Raw genomic sequence first — 17216 nt, forward strand, 5'->3', positions numbered from 1 at the left:
TCCATATGCCACGACGACAATCCAAAAAAGAATTGCTATTTTTGTCGGAAGAAAATTACCAAAAAATCATTAATTTAATCAAAAATCTATCCGAAACGGAAAGAAATTTTGAATTTCCGAAAGGGACAATGAACCGAAATATCCGTGATGTTATTGGACATTTATATCATTGGCATTCAATGTTTTTAACTTGGTATGAAGTAGGAATGAAGGGCGAAAAACCGAAAATTCCGAAGGAAGGCTACACCCTTGCCGATACACCTCGTTTGAACAAAGAAATTTGGGAAGAATGTCAGAAATTTTCTTTGGAAGAAACGCTTTCGGCATTTCAGACTTCTCACAAAAAAATATTTCAAATCATTGAAAATCATACCAATGAAGAACTTTTTACCAAGAAATTTTATCCTTGGACAGGCACAACTTCTTTGGGGTCTTATTTGGTTTCGGCAACTTCCAGTCATTACGATTGGGCTTTGAAACTCATTCGGAAAAGCCTTAAACATTTGAAATTGTGATAATTAAAAATTAAATTCATAAGAAAGAAAGTCCACACTGTGGAGTATGTGAATATCCCTTCCGTTATTCAAAAAATTAAAAAAAAACAGAAAATGAAATTCAAGGAAATTGCAGCGGTTATCGGCAAACAAATTGCTGAACATTATAAACATTTGGGCTTTAAATACACCAAAACTTGGGGCGTTCGCCGTAAAGGAAAAGAGTACGAATTTGTCATCAATTTTCATTCTGCGGACGGAAATACGCCCCAAAAAGTGGCTTTTTTGGTCGATTTTAGCGTAATTTGCACCAGCCTTGCGGACGAATACGGCGATTGGGGCATTCCGCTTTGTGGGTATTCGCTTTGGGATTTGGGTTATCGGTACGAAATTGGCGAAACGCACACCGCCGAAGAAGTAACGCAAGATATTATAAATCAAGCTGATACGCTATTGATTCCGCATATTGACCGCTTTGAAAACGACCTCAATCGGCATAAAGAACAATGGATTACCGCTGGTTTTTCGGCACACCTTTCTGCGGAAAAATATCGTTTTACCAACACGGATTACACCTCGCACAAGCATTATTGGAACGAAACGGACTTTTTCAGCCGAAATCCGTTTGGATTTGACATTTCTTTGCCTTATATTTACGAAAAATTCGGCAAAGAAACGGCAGAAATTTGTCTAAAAAACTATTTTCAGTCGTTAAATTCCGTTTCTCGCGAAAATTTTGCCAAAGCCTGCGCCCGAGAAAAGGAAAACACCCCGTGGAATTTGGAATATGCAGCGCTTCCTGATGTGGGACTGGTGAAATTTGCCGTTGAAAAAGGCTTGTTGTAGGGAACGGATATATCCGTTCCGCATACTGGATATATCTGTTTCACAATTGATATTGTGATAATTATAAACGATGATAAACGGCAGGGATGTATCCCCGCCCTACGAGTGAAAAAACCAATGAAAAATTTGCCCAATAGAAAGAGAACCAGAGCCAGTTGGTGGGATTATTCCGAAAGTGCCTTGTATTTCGTAACGATTTGCACCAAAGAAAAATTGCATTATTTTGGGGAGATTTCCAATGAAACGATGGAATTATCCAATGTTGGGATTATTGCCGATGTGTTGTGGTATGAAATAAAAAATCATTTTCCGCAAGTGGAATTAGATGAATTTGTGGTGATGCCCAATCATTTACACGGAATTATCGCTTTGGAAAGAGAGGAAAAACCAGTGTCAATTTCCACAATTATAGGCGGATACAAGGCAGCGGTAACGAGACATTGTCGTCGTTTGGATTTGGAAATGGCGTGGCAAAGCAGTTTTCACGATGCAATTATCCGAAATGAAGAAATGTTTTTAAAAATTAAGGAATATATCCGAAATAATCCGCAAAATTGGCAATCGGACAAATTCCATCCGTAGGGAACGGATATATCCGTTCCGCCTGTTTAAATTATTCGTTCCGAATAAAACGGCAGGGATATATCCCAGCCCTACAAGTGAAAATTAAATAAATATGGAAAATTCAATAAAACTTTTTGAACAGAAAAAAGTGCGTTCGCATTGGGACGAAGCACAAGAAAAATGGTGGTTTTCCATCGTTGATGTGATTGAGATTTTGACCGAAAGTCCCAATCCGAGAAAATATTGGAGCGTACTGAAAACGCGTCTGAAAAAGGAAGGAAGTGAGTTGGCTACAAATTGTAGTCAACTGAAAATGCAATCGGCTGACGGCAAGTGTTACAAAACCGATGTAGTGGCATCAGCCAAAAAATTATTGAAATAAAAACGATATATTACTTCCAAAAATAAAAAATATGCTAAAAAAAATTGATTTGTCAGATAATCACGTTTATATGATAAAGATTTCAGAGGAAATTTTTAGCGTTGTACAGCACCGTGAGAATACTTTTTTTGAATTTTTTGACATTTTCTTTACCCGACCCGATGCCCAAAAATCATTGTATTTGGATTTGAACAGCATTCCTGTACTTTGCACTTATTCGTTGGCGGACAACAAGTTAAAGGATTTTTTCGTGCGAAAAGAAACACACATAAAACCCAACGAACGCGAATGCAACCGCATCTTTTTTCATCCGTTTCATTATATGATGGAAGGTTTAAAACAAGGCAAACAACTTGCAGATGGCGTGGCGTTGGTTCGCCGAAAATCATTACAAAATGTTGATTATGAAGTGTTAATAGAATATTTAAACGACAAAGAACATTTGAATGAAATTTATCAATACAACAGCTTCGGAATGGTGGGAAACACTCAAAAATTGCAATCCGAATTGCTGAAATATGTGGAAACGGGCGAGTTTTGGAGCGTATTGAAAGCCGATTTATTCCCCAAAGTAGCTCCTTATCAGAAGGAAAAACCGATTGTTCATAAAGCAAAGGAGTTTGAAGAATGATTGTAAAAATTGAGTTTTATAGCTAACTTTGTGTAATTTTTATTTTCGTTCTTTTGTCTTGAAACAAAAGAACCAAAAATTCAAGACTTTGGATTTGGACATACTCTGCTCCAAGTATTCGCAGACTATGCTAAAAATCAATTCTCACATACCCCGCAGTGCGGGCTTTACTGGAAATCTCCAAACTTGCTCCCTGCGGTCGCTTCGAACAGTGGATATTTCCTGCGTTCCATTCATTGATTTTCTTTACGCTTCGTCTCCAAGGTCGCTTAAAAACAGTAACGAATTAAAACACAAAAAAATGAATAAATCACTGGAAATGAAAACCTTAATAGAAGAAGCCTATCAACTTTTTGTGCATCCGTTGGGGGCAAATCTTACCGATGTTTGCACGGAATGTTGCGTGAGCGAGGAAGACGAAAAATTGCTCATCAAAACGCCTGTGAAAAACCTCAGCAAAGAACTGATTTACCAGTATTTAGATGCGGCTTTTTCCACCCAAGACGGCAAGGAAATCGTCCATTTTTTGCCTCGTGTTTTGGAACTTTTGGCGGAAGATGAAGAAATTCGCCATTCCACCGAAATCACGCTGGATAAGTGCCATTTTTCCAAATCGCATTGGTCGGAAAAACAATTGGATTTTATGCACCGATTTTCGGTGGAACTCATTAAAAATCTGCTGAAAACGCCACCCGAAAACTGCCTCGATGTGGTAGATTCGTACATCGTGATGTTTGATTTGGCAGAATTGCCCACCGCCCATCTGCTCACGCTTTGGGAGGAAATGGCACAGGAATATCCAACGGCGGTGGAGCATTTTGAAAAAATGATGTATTACGAGGTGAAATCTCTTGAATATTATAACAAGATTTTTGCCGAAGAACCTTTTCGTGAGCAAATGAACCAGTGGATAAACAACCCCAAAACGGCTCAAAAATTTTCACAAGCTATTGAAAAACATTATTTTAACAATTCAATCACCGATGAAGAAATGAAACAGCGTTGGGAAATTTTATTCTCTATTTTGGAGCAAAAAGCAAAGTCGTAACCCAAAAAATCCTTATTTTTGCAAAATCCATAAAATCAATTTGATACAAAAAATCTGATGTTCAAAGAATTAGACCCACTTTTACATTCGCAATTACGCTTGGCTATTATCTCGCTTTTAGTTTCGGAAGAAAAAGCTGATTTCACGCGTATTAAGGAAATTACCCGAGCCACTTCGGGCAACATCAGCGTGCAGATTGGCAAACTCGAAAAGGCGGGATACATCAGCGTAACCAAATCATTTAAAGACAATTATCCAAACACCCAACTCGCCCTAACCCAAAAAGGATTGCAAGCCTTTGAGGAATATGTAGAGGCGTTGAGGGGGTATTTATCACCGTAAGGAACAAAAATCCACATTGCGGCGAGTTGAAAATCGGTTTACTTATCATTAATTCTTTCAAAAAATAAACAGAATGAACAAAGATTTACAAAATATGGCACAAGAGCAATTGATTTCGGAAGTAGAAAAGTTACGCAATGCCATTGGCAAACATCGGGATTGCAGCAGACACGATTTATATTGGTTTCACCCCGAATTATAGAACTTACTTCCTGAAAAATAAAAGTTTAGTATATATCTGTACAACAAAAGAGCTACTTGTGCGCAAGTAGCTCTTTTGAAAAATAAATCACATTATTTTATTTTAAACTTTCACCCGAAATTTTTGACCAGCCCGGATTTTGATAAATCACAGACGAATTCAAATCGCCTTCGGTTTTGGTTGTCAAACGGAAAGCATCCATCGGTATAGGTGACAAATAATGAGCATCGTTCCATTTGTAACCGTCATAGTACAAGTTATTTTTCTTATTTCGTTGATACGGACGTAAATACACGCTATTTGCCTGTGGGTTTACATTTCCGTTATCGGCATCACTGACCACCAATGCAGAAGTGCCGTCAGCTTTTTTGTACCAATCTTTCATTGGTCCCCAAATTTTAAACCCCTCAACAATATACGGGTTGTTTTTAATTTGATCCATTGAACGCCAACGTTTTAAATCCATCCAACGGAGTCCTTCAGCGATAAACTCACTTCGACGCTCTCTTCGGATATTGTAAAGTGTTGTGTTTACAAGATTGCCGGCTGAGTATGCCCCTAAATCGCCCAATTTTTCTCTTTCCATATCAGTAGCAGCGATGGTTTTATTAAAATCGGTATCCACTTTGGCACGGGCTCTGAGAGCCTTCCAATATGTTTCTGAATTACCGTCTAATGAACCATTTAACTCATAATCAGCTTCAATGTAGTTTAAAAGTGCCTCTGCCCCACGGAACACCAAAGAACCTGACGTACCCACGTGATGCGCAAGAAGATCGGCTTCTGAAAAATTCATTCCTTTTTTGATGCGATAACCAGTAGTTGAGCGGGTTTCGTTTGGGTTTAAAATTTGAGGTACAGCAGCTAATACCGGTTGCCCATCGTGATAATAAGTAGTATCTTTATCAATTTTGGTAAAGAGTCTTAACCGGTCGTCACGGTTTTTGAGTACATCTTTCAAATATTCATCGCCGGCATATCCTGAGCCTGCTGCATAAATAGGCAAGCCGTTTTTCATCAAAAATGACTCTACGAATCCTTTGGTATAACCCGAACCACCCCCGCTTTTGGCAAGTTCAAACTGAATATTATGTTGTTGCTCGGTTTTAGAGAATTTTCTCCAAAAAATAACTTCTTTGTATATTTCCATATTATCATCGGCAAACATCATATAATATTCATTTCTGGAAACTAAGCTCTTGTTTCGTGCCACACGCTCTCCCGAATTGTGAGCCAAACCTGTTACCATTTTGGCTGCAACCACTTGTGCGGCTTCTTTGGCTTGTTGTAGGAAGAACTTGATTTCCTCGTCAATGTTAATTGAAAAGCCTTGCAGGTAATCGGCATTGGCACCGGGCCAACCGTTTCCTCCGGGAACTTGCGCCGTACCTTTGTGGTATTTTAACCAAGTGCCCTCATAAAGTGCCACACGCGATTTAAGCAAATAAGCCGCATCGATGTTCAAACGATTTTTGCCATTGGGAGTTAATTCAGAAAGCAAGGAAATAGCCCTATCCAAATCAGAAAGGATAAACCGAGCTACCTCATTGCGGGGTCTTCGTTTACTGCTTTCCGTAAGCGCTTCCTTGTCGTTTTCCGGAAGCACTTTTGTGATGATAGGAAAGTCTCCGTAGGCCTGTAATTTAGCAAAATAAATATTGGCACGAAGTACATACATCTCACCAATATAACGTTTTATATTGGTTTGATTTCCATCAATTTCTCCTGCCTCATATTTGGGCAACACATTCTCAAAGAAATAATTACATCGGCGAATGGTTTCAAACTTCCATTCCTTATTAGAATTTTGTACGCGCCATTCACCGGGCAACCAACGGGCATTTCCAGTAGGAGACGCCTGATTATCCGTGTCATTGTCTGATTTGAATACGGAAAGCCCATACGCCCCCGGAGCGATGGTTAAAAAGTCAGCATCCGGATACAAACCTATGGTGAAAGCTGCCAAATCTCCTTCGTTGTTAAAGTAAATTTCCGGCGTAATTTTATCCAAAGGTTCTCTGTCTAAAAAATCGTTACAAGAAGCCAAAAGCAAGACTCCTGAAACTATGGTAATATGTCTTAAATATTTTTTCATCCGATTAAAAATTAAAGAGTTAAACTTAAACCAACTGACCAAGTTTTAGAAAGCGGATAGGTTTTTGCGCCTTCATCACCATAACCAATCCCCAGCATCTCAGGGTCGTATAATGAACTTAACTTAGTGAATGTCAATATGTTTTCACCTGAAATATAAATCCTTAAATTTGAAATTCCGGTTTTTGAAAGAACCTCTTGCGGAAGGGTGTAACCCAATTGCACGTTTTTCACACGCAAATAAGCCGCATTTTGTAAATAACGTGTTTGGGTATGTCGGTTTCTCCCACTTCCCCAGTCAGCACGAGGGTAGTACGAATCTACATTCAAACCAAGTGGGTGGTTGGGGTCATTACGGAAATAATCCAAATGCTCTTCAAAAACAACGGTTTGCCATTTTCCGCCATCAGCTCCCCAGAAATACGACTTGCCTGTCGCAAAATCCCTTTTGGCTACCCCTTGCAGGAATATTTTCACATCAAACCCTTTGTAAGCAGCATCTAAATTAACCCCAAAGTTGTAGCGAGGCGTGCTGTTACCAATAACCGACAAATCGCCCGGTTTGTTAACCGTTCTTTCGCCATTGGAAACTTTTCCGTCTCCGTCCAAATCGGCATACATTATATCACCGGCACTCCAATTACTACCCAATTGATTTTGATTTACTTTGGCTAAATGTGCATCCATTTCTTCTTGCGTTTTGGCAATTCCGATAGTAGTGTACCCCCAAATATCGCCATCGTAACGCCCTTCATACCACATATATTTATTGTCGCTTGTGTAGATTGCATACGAAGGATTTGGATATCGCAACACTTTCTGGCGGGCATCTGACAGTAAAACACCTATTCCGTAACGGAAATCTTCCCCGATGCGGTCTCTCCAATTTAAGGTAAGTTCAAATCCGGAAGAAAGCATATCGGCATTGTTGGTTTTCGGTACTGCTATACCCAAAGTGTGAGGTAATTCGGGGGCAGGTCCTACCATATTTAAGGTTTTTCGATTGAAATAATCAAATGTGAAAGTCAATCGGTTGCGCAATGCTGTTATGTCTAAACCTACGTTCCACGAACGAATGGTTTCCCACGTAAGGGCTGTGCTTATTAACTGTGGCACAGAAGAAATGTTTGGTTTTTTCTCTCCCAAAATCCACTTACCATCATTGGGTTTATAGTCAATTGACGGATAGAAAGGATACCAATTACTTGTGTTTTGGTTACCCAATTCACCCCACGAACCTCTGATTTTTAGCGTACTAACCGCTTCTTGTAACGGTTCCCAAAAATCTTCTTGGGCTATGTTCCAACCTGCTGACACAGAAGGGAAAAAGTTCCAACGTTGGTCTCTCAAAAAGCGGCTTGTTCCGTCATAACGCCCGTTTAATTCCAACAAATAGCGCCCTTTGTAATCATAATTGATACGACCAAAGAAACCTACCGTTGCCCAGTGACCGTGCCCTCCTTTGTTTACTCTGTCGTTATAACCTGCTGTGTTAAGTGTGGGTTGCGACTCGTTGATAACAACTTGTTTTTGAGCCTCTAAGTCTCTATTTCGCAACATTTCCAACTGAAAACCTCCTGTAAGCTTAAAATTGTGACCGCTGTCTAAATCAAGAAAATAATTCGTGTAGATATTCGGGTTAATAAAGTTTTCTTTGTAAGCATATTCTTTTACTGAAGATGTGTGATTATGAACCGCATAACGTTTGCTGTCAGCGTCATATCCGTAAACGGTTAAGTTATTGATATGTGTAAAATCAGTATACGTTTTGTAATTAAGTTCGGCTTTGATGTCCCAGTTATCCAACAATTTATAAGTAGCCGAAAGTTGGGTGTATAGCCAATCTTTTTCAGATTTTTGTCTTCCTCCGTCTTGCAAAATACTTATTTTACTCTCTGTAACATAAAATCCGTTAGGATCTTTTACCGGTACGATAGGCCAATAACGGATAATATCGTGATAAAACACGCTGTTATGCGTCAGATACGAAGGCGCTTGATATTCTTGGCGAATAAAACGCGTGCTGTACCCGATTGATAATTTATCGTTAATTTGAGCATTGATTTTCCCCATTAAAGTGTAACGGTCAAAATTTTCGGGAGCATAACGGAAAAGCCCGTCTCTGTTCAAATAGTTAGCAGACAGGTAATACTGCATTTTCTCCGAACCTCCGTTAATACTTAAATTTTGTTCGCTTGAAAAAGAAGCTTTTTTGTAATGTTCTTCAATCCAGTTTGTATTGGCTACGGGTAATAGGTCGTGTTCATTCCAAACTTCCCATTTATTGGATTTGTTTTTGAACATATACTCCGTTCTTTTTCCTTCTTGAAAATCTTTGATTTGTTGTAGTTTTTCGTTTCTAAACTGAGTTCCCCCCACATCAGCATCATTGAAATAAAGTGCCCACGAGTAAGAATCTACCATTTTCGGGCGGTGAAGTGGCGAGTCGGCTCTGAGGCTTGATGTGTAGTTAATTGAAACCTTGCCGGCTTTTCCTTTTTTGGTGGTAATCAAAACAACCCCAAAAGGTGCTCTTGACCCGTAAATTGATGAAGCGGCGGCATCTTTCAGTATCGAAATATTTTCAATATCGTTGGGGTTTAGGGCGTTAATATCGCCTTCCATTCCGTCTATCAACACCAACGGGTCTGATTTTGAACCATCACCAATAGTCCCCGCTCCACGAATGTTAAACGATTTATTAGTATTAAGTTGCCCCCCTGCGTTTGAAGTAAGTACATTAAGTCCGGGGGCAATCCCTTGTAAGGCCTCGGTAGCGGTTGTTACCGGACGTGCTTCCAACGCTTTGGTATCAACCGAGGTTACAGCGCCGGTCAAATTCACTTTTTTCTGTGTACCGAAACCTACAACCACAACCTCTGAGAGTTGCTGGGTGTCTTCTTTTAGTAAAACATTGATTATCTGGTTATTACCCCCCCCCACAGGTTTTTCTTGGGTTGCAAAACCTACGGAACTGAAAACCAGCACTTCGCCTTTGTTTACTTTGATTTCGTAGTTTCCGTCAAAATCAGTCGAAACGCCTCGTTTGGTATTCTTTACCATAACGCTCACGCCGGGTAGCGGTACTTTACCCTCATCAGTGACGGTTCCCCGCACCGATAACGATTGTGCTGAAAGCATCGTACAGAAGCTCAAAAGCACAAAACAAAATAATGTTAATTTTTTTCTGTTCATAAAACTATCTTTGATTGATTTGAGGCGTAAAGGTAATCCTTTTTCCACAACCTCGCAACAAAAAAACGATATTTCTATCAAAGTTAAAAAAACGTTACGAAAAACCTAAAAAAAATCAAAAAAAATCGTTCCTTTGCAAAATTTTAATTTTCTTTCAGCAACGTAAAATGAAAACGGCTCTTATAGGTTTATTTTTCATTATTAACACACTATTATTCAGTGTATTCGCACAAAAAAAACACACCATCAGCGGGTTTGTTACCGAAAAAGGAAGCAAAGAACTCCTCATCGGGGCAACGGTTTATTTTCCGCAACTAAAAACCGGAACCGTAACCAACAATTACGGCTTTTATTCCCTCTTGCTTGTGGAAGGTGAGCATCAACTGCAATGCTCGTATGTTGGTTATCAGCAATTTGCACAATTAATAAATATAAAATCAGACATTCGTTTGGATATTGAACTGGGAGGCATACAAGAGCTTGATGCTGTGGAAGTATCATCAAGTTCAAACAAAATTTCAACCAGAAGCTCACAAATGAGCGTGGTGGAATTGCCCATTGCCCAAATTCAGAAACTACCATCATTGTTGGGCGAAAAAGACGTACTGAAAACCCTGCAACTGACCCCCGGCGTGCAGTCGGGTTCCGAAGGCAACAGCGGACTTTACGTGCGGGGTGGCGGACCCGACCAAAATCTCCTGATTTTAGACGATGCGCCGGTGTACAACGCTTCGCACCTTTTCGGTTTTTTCTCGATTTTCAACGGAGATGCCCTAAAAAACATCAGCCTAACCAAAGGCGGTTTCCCCGCTCGCTATGGCGGAAGGCTTTCTTCCGTGTTGGAAATGAATATGAAAGACGGCAACAAAGAAAAATTTTCAGGCGAAGTTGGCATCGGATTGGTGGCATCAAGATTACTTTTGGAAGCGCCCATCGTCAAAGGAAAATCGTCGTTTATCATCTCAGGCAGGCGCACCTATATTGATTTGCTCGCTCAACCGTTGCTCCCGAAAAACAACCGATTAGGCTATTTTTTTTATGACCTCAATGCAAAGGTAAATTATGATTTCGGACAAAAAAACAAACTTTTTTTAAGTGGCTATTTCGGGCGGGACAAGTTCCATTTTACGGATAAAGAAAAAAACGGAAACAAATTTGCCGGCGGGCTCCATTGGGGCAATGCCACCGCCACACTGCGCTGGAATCATCTTTTTAACTACAAAACTTTCGCTAACACATCGCTGATTTTCAGTGATTACACTTTTTCAATCGCACAACAAGACTCGTACAACACCTTTGATTATGACTTAAAATACGACTCCGGAATAAAGGATTTGGGCATAAAACACGACCTGCAAACGGCTGTCAGCCAGCACTATTTGCTTCGGGCAGGACTGAGTTCAACCTTTCATCAATTTAGCCCCAGTGCCGTGGTGGTAAAAAACAGTTCGGTTAATCAGCTTGACCGCAAAATTGAAATTATAAAAACAGTAGAATCAGGAATTTATTTAGAAAACGAACTCACTTTATGGGAAAAATTACGCCTAAATGCCGGATTGCGATACAGTTTTTACATCCATCAAAATAAAAATTATCAAGCTCTTGAACCCCGATTTTCAGCAAGTTATGCCCTTCCTGATGATTGGCTATTGAAAGCATCATATGCCTCAATGAATCAATACGTGCATTTGCTCAGCAGTACGGGCGTTTCGCTTCCGATGGATTTATGGATTCCTTCCACCAATAAAATTAAACCGCAACACGCCCAACAAATTGCGGCAGGCATTGCCAAAGATTTTCTTGACAAAAACATAAGTTTTTCATTAGAAGGATATTACAAAAAAATGAACAACATAATCGGTTACGCACCGGGGGCAAATTTTCTATTGGTGGATAAGCTCGACACCGCTTCGGAATACACCTGGCAAGAGAGCGTGATTCGTGGGCAAGGCTGGTCGTACGGCGCCGAATTGTTATTACAACGTAAAACGGGCAGGCTGTCGGGTTGGTTGGGCTACACCCTTTCGTGGACGCAACACCAATTTGATGCCGACAACAACGGACAAAAATTCTACCCGCGTTACGACCGCCGGCACGACCTCTCACTTGTTGCCATTTACAACCTATCGGACAAGATAACCATCTCAGGAACTTGGGTTTACGGCTCGGGCAACGCCATAAGTCTGCCTAATGCCGATTACCAAGTGGGCGATGCACACCCAAACAATATTTTGCGCAATTACACCGTGCATTCCTACGGCAAAAAAAACGATTTTCGGATGCGGGATTACCATCGGTTAGACCTTGCTGTTCAGTTTCACAAAACCACCAAACGCAATTGGAAACGCATTTGGGAAATAGGTCTTTACAATGTTTATTCGCGTAGGAATCCGTTTTTTTATCAAATCAAGGAAAAAGGAACGGGTGAATTTCAAAACGGAAAGGAAATCAAAACCAACGTATTGGAACAATATTCCATCTTTCCGATAATTCCGTCGGTAACATATAATTTAAAATTTTAAATCAATGATAAAAAAAATAGTTTATTCACTAATAATCAGCTTATTATGCAGTTGTCAGAGTTTCTTTAAAAGCGAAGTTTCTCCGCCTGAACAAAGTACCAAACCACAATTGGTGATTCACGGATATGTTTCGCCTCAAAATCCTGAAATTAAAGTTTCTGTGAGTTTGTCAAATCCCGTTTTCGGAAAACAACATTCAGACAACCAGATTGTTACCAACGCCCAAGTGATTTTGCGCAACTCGGAAAATCAAAGTATTTCGCTTTCGTTTGATGCTTCCAAAGGATATTACAAAACCACAACCGATTTATTTCCAATTAATTCGAGCGAAACCTATCAATTGGACGTAAAAGACACCCAAGGCAACCACGCCACGGCAGAATGCACCGTACCTGAAAATATCACCACTGCCATCAATGACATACAGATTATCAAAACAAAAGAATCTGAAAATGACGCATTTCAAATCGCGTTTCAATTTCAAGACACGTCCAATTTACGAAATTACTATATCGCCGAAGCGTGGGCTGAGACCGATAACGGGCATTTTAAACGAAAAGCCGAAATAAAACCTTTTACCGACAACAATCGCGACGGGCAAATCATTTCGGTTCGTTCAGAAAAAACACTCGGTGACGCCCAAAGCATTGAAAAAGTGGAAATCATTTTACTATCAGCCGATTACAACTATTATCAATACATTAAAACCGTGCTGATGCAATCCGAAATAAAAGATTTGGGCGCTTTTGCCGAACCCATTTTTATCACATCAAACATCAAAGGCGGGTTGGGCGTTTTTGGTGCGTACAGCCAACAACAGGTAACAGCTAATTTCTTAGAAAATTAACCGAAAACGTGCCAACTTTCCAATAGTAATAAGAATAAAAATCCGCTGATAAAACCAACCAAAGCCAGCCATAAAATATTTTTGGCATACCAGAAGAAATCAATCCGTTCCATTCCCATTGCCGCTACACCCGCTGCCGACCCGATGATAAGCAAGCTTCCGCCGGTGCCCGCTGCATAGGCAATAAAGTGCCACAACGCATTGTCAATAGGCTCTTGAAACATACCGATGCTTGCCGCCACCAAAGGCACGTTATCAATCACCGACGAGCCAACCCCCAAGAGCGCTACCACCAAATTTTGATTCGGGATGGTTTGGTTGAGCATCGTGGCGAAATTGAACAACACCCCGATAGACTCAAGCGCCGAAACTGCCAGCAAAATCCCCAAAAAGAACAAAATACTTGAAATTTCAATGCGTGATAAGGCTTTGTGCGGTGAAAATGAAACGGCTGCGTCTTCATCCAGTTCTTTAATGGGTTTGAGAAGCTCGGAAAAAAACCACATCGTAGCCAGAGCAAACAGCATTCCCATATACGGAGGCAATCCGGTAACCGACTTAAAAACAGGCACAAAAACGATAGCCGAAAAACCGATTGTCAATACAGGCAAACTGCTCTTAAAAGCCTGTGTTTTGTCGGAACGAGGGATATCTAACCTGCCTCGAAATACGGGCAAAAACGATGCAATCACAAACGGAACCACGAAACATATAACTGACGGAAGCAACACATACTCCGTTAATTTAGCAGGCGTTACCTTGTTTGCCATCCAGAGCATTGTCGTGGTAACATCACCAATGGGTGACCACGCTCCGCCGGCATTAGCGGCAATGACCACCAACGAAATGTACCAAAGGCGTTCGTTGCGCAACGGAACCAATTTTCTGACAATGGTAATCAACACAATGGTAGCCGTTAGGTTGTCAATCAATGCCGAAAGAAAAAAGGCAACGATGCCCAAAATCCAGAGGAGTTTCTTTTTCTTGCGTGTTTTGATAACTTTTTTGATAATTTCAAAGCCTCGGTGCATATCAATGATTTCCACAATGGTCATCGCCCCGATAAGGAAGAATAAAATTTCGGCAATTTTGCCCAAATGGTGCAGTAAAATCCCGTCAATTGCCGCCGTGTTGTTTTGCAAATCAATCGGATGAAGCGCCTGATTTTCAATCTCAAAAACCGTAATGTTAAGCAGTTTCAATATTGCCCAACACACCGATGCCATTCCTAAGGCTGAAATGGTTTTATCAATCCGTACCTGATGCTCAATTGTAATGAAAAAATAGCCGATAAAGAAAATGGCTACAACCCAAACTTCCATAATACTTTTTTGGTGGCAAATATAGTAAAAGACTTTTATTCAGGCTTATTTTTGACGAGGAAAAAAATAGAAAAATTGGGGAAATTTAATTTTTCACCACGTGCTTTTTCAAAAACGAAACAACAGACTGTTTTTGAGTTGCTCACAATTAGGTGATTTTCTGTCAGAATAATACATCGTTAGTTATAAAATACAACAAACGCTCCAAATATTCTTAAAATATTCGAAGCGTACGTTACAACTAACTATTTTAAAAACTAACGTTTTATTAAAATGAGGTCTGATTATTTTCCTTCATTTATTTTCAATTGCTGTGATAATGTCTGTTCGCCCAATTTCCAACCACAAGCGGTAAGCTCCCCGGTTTGAAGCGCATCTAATACTCGCAACACTTCGTCTACATTTCTTCCTACATTCATCGGATAAACACTCACCCATTGAATAATTCCCTGTGGATCAATAATAAAAGTAGCCCGATAAGACACTTTTTCTTCATTATTTAAAATCCCCATTGCTTCTGCCAACGATTTGGAAGTATCTGCCAACATCGGAATGGTAAGATTCACTAAATCAGGATGATGCTGACGCCAACCTAAATGCACGTATTCCGAATCGGTAGATGCACCAACAAGAAGCGAGTTTTTTTCGAGAAATTTTTCATCATTTTTGTTAAATTCAACAATTTCCGTAGGGCAAACAAATGTAAAATCTTTGGGCCACCAAAAAAGAACTAACCATTTACCTCTTTCAGAAGCATACTGATGAGTAAGTTCCGTTATTTCCATTGCTCCGTTAGTGCTAACAACTGCCTTTTTAGTGAAAGCAGGAAGCTTGTCACCAATGCCGAGAATTCCTTTTTGAACGAGTTGTAACTGCTCTTTTTGAACTAATTTTTTAATTGAATTACACATTATAAAAATATTTTTTGATTATGAAATTTATTTTTTGTTTGCAAAAATAATAATTTAGATTAACCTAAAAAAATAATTTGAATTTTTTATTGTTTATTTTAGAAATTAATTTTTCAATAAACTGATTATAAACACAATATAAAAGACTCTTACTTTTAGATAGCCGTAAAAAATAATCAACGTAAAATTAATCCTGAATTGAGGACTACGAAGCACATCACAAAACCAAAGAAAATTGCTTTAATCTAACAAAATGAACATTGAGATTAGATTTTAAAATTCAAAAATTATTAAAAAAAATTGTTTTTCTCAAAAAAAGAACTACCTTTGCCCCATCGTTCAAGAAGAAATGAAATTCATAAATACAAATATCAATTGGTGGAACAGTTACAATCTCAAAATAAGGGAGTGTAATTGATTTTTTGTATTCAATAAAATTATAAAAAAATATAAAAGTCATTAGGTTTTGCTCCTAATGGCTTTTTTTATTGCCTAAAAATAACGTTAAACACTAAAATAGAATTTAAAATGAAAAATGTAGATTTACAATCAGAAACAGCCGTAAAAGTAGGGGCTTTACCCGAAATGCTTAATTATCAAGGATATTATGGTGAATATGGCGGTGCTTTTGTGCCTCCGGTGCTTGAAGAGAAAATGAAAAGTTTGAGCGATTTTTTTGACAATATCGTAAAAACACCTGATTTTCAAGAAGAATTTATCGCCACCTTAAAAGATTTCATCGGCAGACCCTCACCACTTTACTTGGCTAAAAATTTAAGCAAGCACGTAGGCTCAACCATTTATTTAAAACGGGAAGACCTCAACCACACCGGTTCACACAAAATAAACAATGCCGTAGGACAAATTTTGCTGGCAAAAAAAATAGGTGCTACCGAAATTATCGCCGAAACCGGAGCAGGGCAACACGGCGTGGCAACCGCAACGGCTTGCGCCTTTTTGGGGCTTCGATGCAAAATTTTTATGGGTGCCATTGACATACAACGCCAAGCACTTAACGTAAAACGAATGAAATTGCTCGGAGCCGAAGTGGTAGCTTGCACCAACGGAAACCAAACCTTAAAAGACGCCGTTGATGCCGCTTTGGGGTATTATATTGAAAATCCGGAAAGTTATTATTTGTTAGGTTCGCACGTTGGTCCGCATCCGTATCCTAAAATGGTTGGGTATTTTCAAAGCGTGATTGGCAATGAAGCCAAGCAACAAATTTTACAAAAAGAAGGACGATTGCCGGATGGGCTAATCGCTTGTGTTGGAGGAGGTTCAAATGCCATTGGTTTGTTTTCTTCCTTTTTGGAAGACAAGCAAGTTGCCATTTACGGTGCCGAAGGTGGCGGGCAAGACCAACAAAACAACACCGCAGCCACACTTAATTACGGCAAACCTATTGTTTTTCAAGGTACATATTCATATTGCCTAACCAATGAAAAATGCGAGCCCGTAGCTTCAAAGTCAATTGCCGCAGGCTTGGATTACCCGGGAATTAGTCCGCAACACGCTTATTTAAAAGATATTAAACGGGTTGATTACCATTCGGTTACCGATGATGAAGCGGTTGCAGCTTTTAAATTACTATCGGAGTTGGAGGGTATCACTCCGGCAATTGAATCGTCACACGCCGTGGCATTGGCTGTAAAATTGATGAAAAATAAAAATCAATTAGTTGTCGTAAATCTCTCAGGACGAGGCGATAAAGACGTAGAACGCTCAATGTAATCACTTTGGCATTATTTTCAAAACATAAAAATTCCTCAATTTTTTTGAGGAATTTTGTTTTTTAGGCGTAACCTATACCACA

Annotated in this window: 15 protein-coding genes; 11 read left to right on the forward strand and 4 right to left on the reverse strand. The window is 39.6% G+C overall.

What is annotated here, in order from left to right; all coding sequences use genetic code 11:
- Positions 1–5 precede the first annotated feature (5 nt).
- From Q4D72_RS04930 to Q4D72_RS04965, 8 genes are all read left to right on the forward strand, one after another.
- Positions 6–515, forward strand: a complete 510-nt coding sequence (locus Q4D72_RS04930) for a ClbS/DfsB family four-helix bundle protein (protein WP_303076439.1) — start codon at positions 6–8, stop codon at positions 513–515.
- A gap of 93 nt (positions 516–608) precedes the next feature.
- Positions 609–1340, forward strand: a complete 732-nt coding sequence (locus Q4D72_RS04935; protein WP_303076440.1) for a hypothetical protein — start codon at positions 609–611, stop codon at positions 1338–1340.
- Between the two features lie 117 nt (positions 1341–1457).
- Positions 1458–1922 carry a transposase gene (locus Q4D72_RS04940; RefSeq protein ID WP_303076442.1) on the forward strand — a complete coding sequence of 155 codons (465 nt, stop codon included), beginning with the start codon at positions 1458–1460 and terminating at the stop codon, positions 1920–1922.
- A gap of 94 nt (positions 1923–2016) precedes the next feature.
- Positions 2017–2286: a hypothetical protein gene (locus Q4D72_RS04945; protein WP_303076443.1), complete on the forward strand. Its 270-nt coding sequence runs from the start codon at positions 2017–2019 to the stop codon at positions 2284–2286.
- Positions 2287–2317: 31 nt separating this feature from the next.
- Positions 2318–2917 carry a hypothetical protein gene (locus Q4D72_RS04950; RefSeq protein WP_303076444.1) on the forward strand — a complete coding sequence of 200 codons (600 nt, stop codon included), beginning with the start codon at positions 2318–2320 and terminating at the stop codon, positions 2915–2917.
- Positions 2918–3044: 127 nt separating this feature from the next.
- Entirely contained in the window at positions 3045–3965 is a 921-nt protein-coding gene (locus tag Q4D72_RS04955; RefSeq protein ID WP_303076445.1) for a hypothetical protein, read from the forward strand.
- A gap of 57 nt (positions 3966–4022) precedes the next feature.
- A complete protein-coding gene (locus Q4D72_RS04960; protein WP_303076447.1) occupies positions 4023–4307 on the forward strand; it encodes a transcriptional regulator in 285 nt (94 codons plus the stop codon).
- 73 nt (positions 4308–4380) lie between these two features.
- Positions 4381–4509: a hypothetical protein gene (locus Q4D72_RS04965; protein ID WP_303076448.1), complete on the forward strand. Its 129-nt coding sequence runs from the start codon at positions 4381–4383 to the stop codon at positions 4507–4509.
- Between the two features lie 97 nt (positions 4510–4606).
- Here Q4D72_RS04965 and Q4D72_RS04970 read toward each other — a convergent pair whose 3' ends face one another.
- Both Q4D72_RS04970 and Q4D72_RS04975 read right to left on the reverse strand, forming a co-directional pair.
- A complete protein-coding gene (locus tag Q4D72_RS04970) occupies positions 4607–6604 on the reverse strand; it encodes a RagB/SusD family nutrient uptake outer membrane protein (RefSeq protein ID WP_303076449.1) in 1998 nt (665 codons plus the stop codon).
- A gap of 11 nt (positions 6605–6615) precedes the next feature.
- Positions 6616–9798, reverse strand: coding sequence for a TonB-dependent receptor (locus tag Q4D72_RS04975; protein ID WP_303076450.1), 3183 nt, complete (start codon positions 9796–9798; stop codon positions 6616–6618).
- 167 nt (positions 9799–9965) lie between these two features.
- Here Q4D72_RS04975 and Q4D72_RS04980 point away from each other — a divergent pair, with 167 nt between their 5' ends.
- Both Q4D72_RS04980 and Q4D72_RS04985 read left to right on the forward strand, forming a co-directional pair.
- Positions 9966–12320 (forward strand): TonB-dependent receptor, encoded by a 2355-nt coding sequence (locus tag Q4D72_RS04980; protein ID WP_303076451.1) that lies wholly within the window; start codon positions 9966–9968, stop codon positions 12318–12320.
- Between the two features lie 4 nt (positions 12321–12324).
- Complete coding sequence (locus tag Q4D72_RS04985) at positions 12325–13167, forward strand: DUF4249 domain-containing protein (protein WP_303076453.1); 843 nt, start codon at positions 12325–12327, stop codon at positions 13165–13167.
- Here Q4D72_RS04985 and nhaD read toward each other — a convergent pair.
- Together nhaD and Q4D72_RS04995 are read right to left on the reverse strand one after the other, a co-directional pair.
- Positions 13164–14489 (reverse strand): sodium:proton antiporter NhaD, encoded by a 1326-nt coding sequence (gene nhaD, locus Q4D72_RS04990; protein WP_303076455.1) that lies wholly within the window; start codon positions 14487–14489, stop codon positions 13164–13166. The two genes, Q4D72_RS04985 and nhaD, sit on opposite strands and share 4 nt — an antisense overlap.
- A gap of 284 nt (positions 14490–14773) precedes the next feature.
- The gene (locus Q4D72_RS04995; RefSeq protein ID WP_303076457.1) at positions 14774–15400 is read right to left on the reverse strand and encodes a peroxiredoxin; all 627 of its coding nucleotides are present in this window, start codon (positions 15398–15400) and stop codon (positions 14774–14776) included.
- A gap of 528 nt (positions 15401–15928) precedes the next feature.
- On the opposite strand from Q4D72_RS04995, the gene trpB reads away from it, so the two are divergent.
- Positions 15929–17134, forward strand: a complete 1206-nt coding sequence (gene trpB, locus Q4D72_RS05000; protein WP_303076459.1) for a tryptophan synthase subunit beta — start codon at positions 15929–15931, stop codon at positions 17132–17134.
- Positions 17135–17216: the final 82 nt, after the last annotated feature.

The sequence above is a fragment of the Capnocytophaga sp. genome (genome assembly GCF_030532915.1).
GTDB lineage: Bacteria > Bacteroidota > Bacteroidia > Flavobacteriales > Flavobacteriaceae > Capnocytophaga.

Coding starts and splice junctions, on each gene's coding strand:
- Q4D72_RS04930 (WP_303076439.1), top strand. CDS start 6: ATGCCACGACGACAATCCAAAAAAGAATTGCTATTTTTGTCGGAAGAA.
- Q4D72_RS04935 (WP_303076440.1), top strand. CDS start 609: ATGAAATTCAAGGAAATTGCAGCGGTTATCGGCAAACAAATTGCTGAA.
- Q4D72_RS04940 (WP_303076442.1), top strand. CDS start 1,458: ATGAAAAATTTGCCCAATAGAAAGAGAACCAGAGCCAGTTGGTGGGAT.
- Q4D72_RS04945 (WP_303076443.1), top strand. CDS start 2,017: ATGGAAAATTCAATAAAACTTTTTGAACAGAAAAAAGTGCGTTCGCAT.
- Q4D72_RS04950 (WP_303076444.1), top strand. CDS start 2,318: ATGCTAAAAAAAATTGATTTGTCAGATAATCACGTTTATATGATAAAG.
- Q4D72_RS04955 (WP_303076445.1), top strand. CDS start 3,045: ATGCTAAAAATCAATTCTCACATACCCCGCAGTGCGGGCTTTACTGGA.
- Q4D72_RS04960 (WP_303076447.1), top strand. CDS start 4,023: ATGTTCAAAGAATTAGACCCACTTTTACATTCGCAATTACGCTTGGCT.
- Q4D72_RS04965 (WP_303076448.1), top strand. CDS start 4,381: ATGAACAAAGATTTACAAAATATGGCACAAGAGCAATTGATTTCGGAA.
- Q4D72_RS04970 (WP_303076449.1), bottom strand. CDS start 6,604: ATGAAAAAATATTTAAGACATATTACCATAGTTTCAGGAGTCTTGCTT.
- Q4D72_RS04975 (WP_303076450.1), bottom strand. CDS start 9,798: ATGAACAGAAAAAAATTAACATTATTTTGTTTTGTGCTTTTGAGCTTC.
- Q4D72_RS04980 (WP_303076451.1), top strand. CDS start 9,966: ATGAAAACGGCTCTTATAGGTTTATTTTTCATTATTAACACACTATTA.
- Q4D72_RS04985 (WP_303076453.1), top strand. CDS start 12,325: ATGATAAAAAAAATAGTTTATTCACTAATAATCAGCTTATTATGCAGT.
- nhaD (WP_303076455.1), bottom strand. CDS start 14,489: ATGGAAGTTTGGGTTGTAGCCATTTTCTTTATCGGCTATTTTTTCATT.
- Q4D72_RS04995 (WP_303076457.1), bottom strand. CDS start 15,400: ATGTGTAATTCAATTAAAAAATTAGTTCAAAAAGAGCAGTTACAACTC.
- trpB (WP_303076459.1), top strand. CDS start 15,929: ATGAAAAATGTAGATTTACAATCAGAAACAGCCGTAAAAGTAGGGGCT.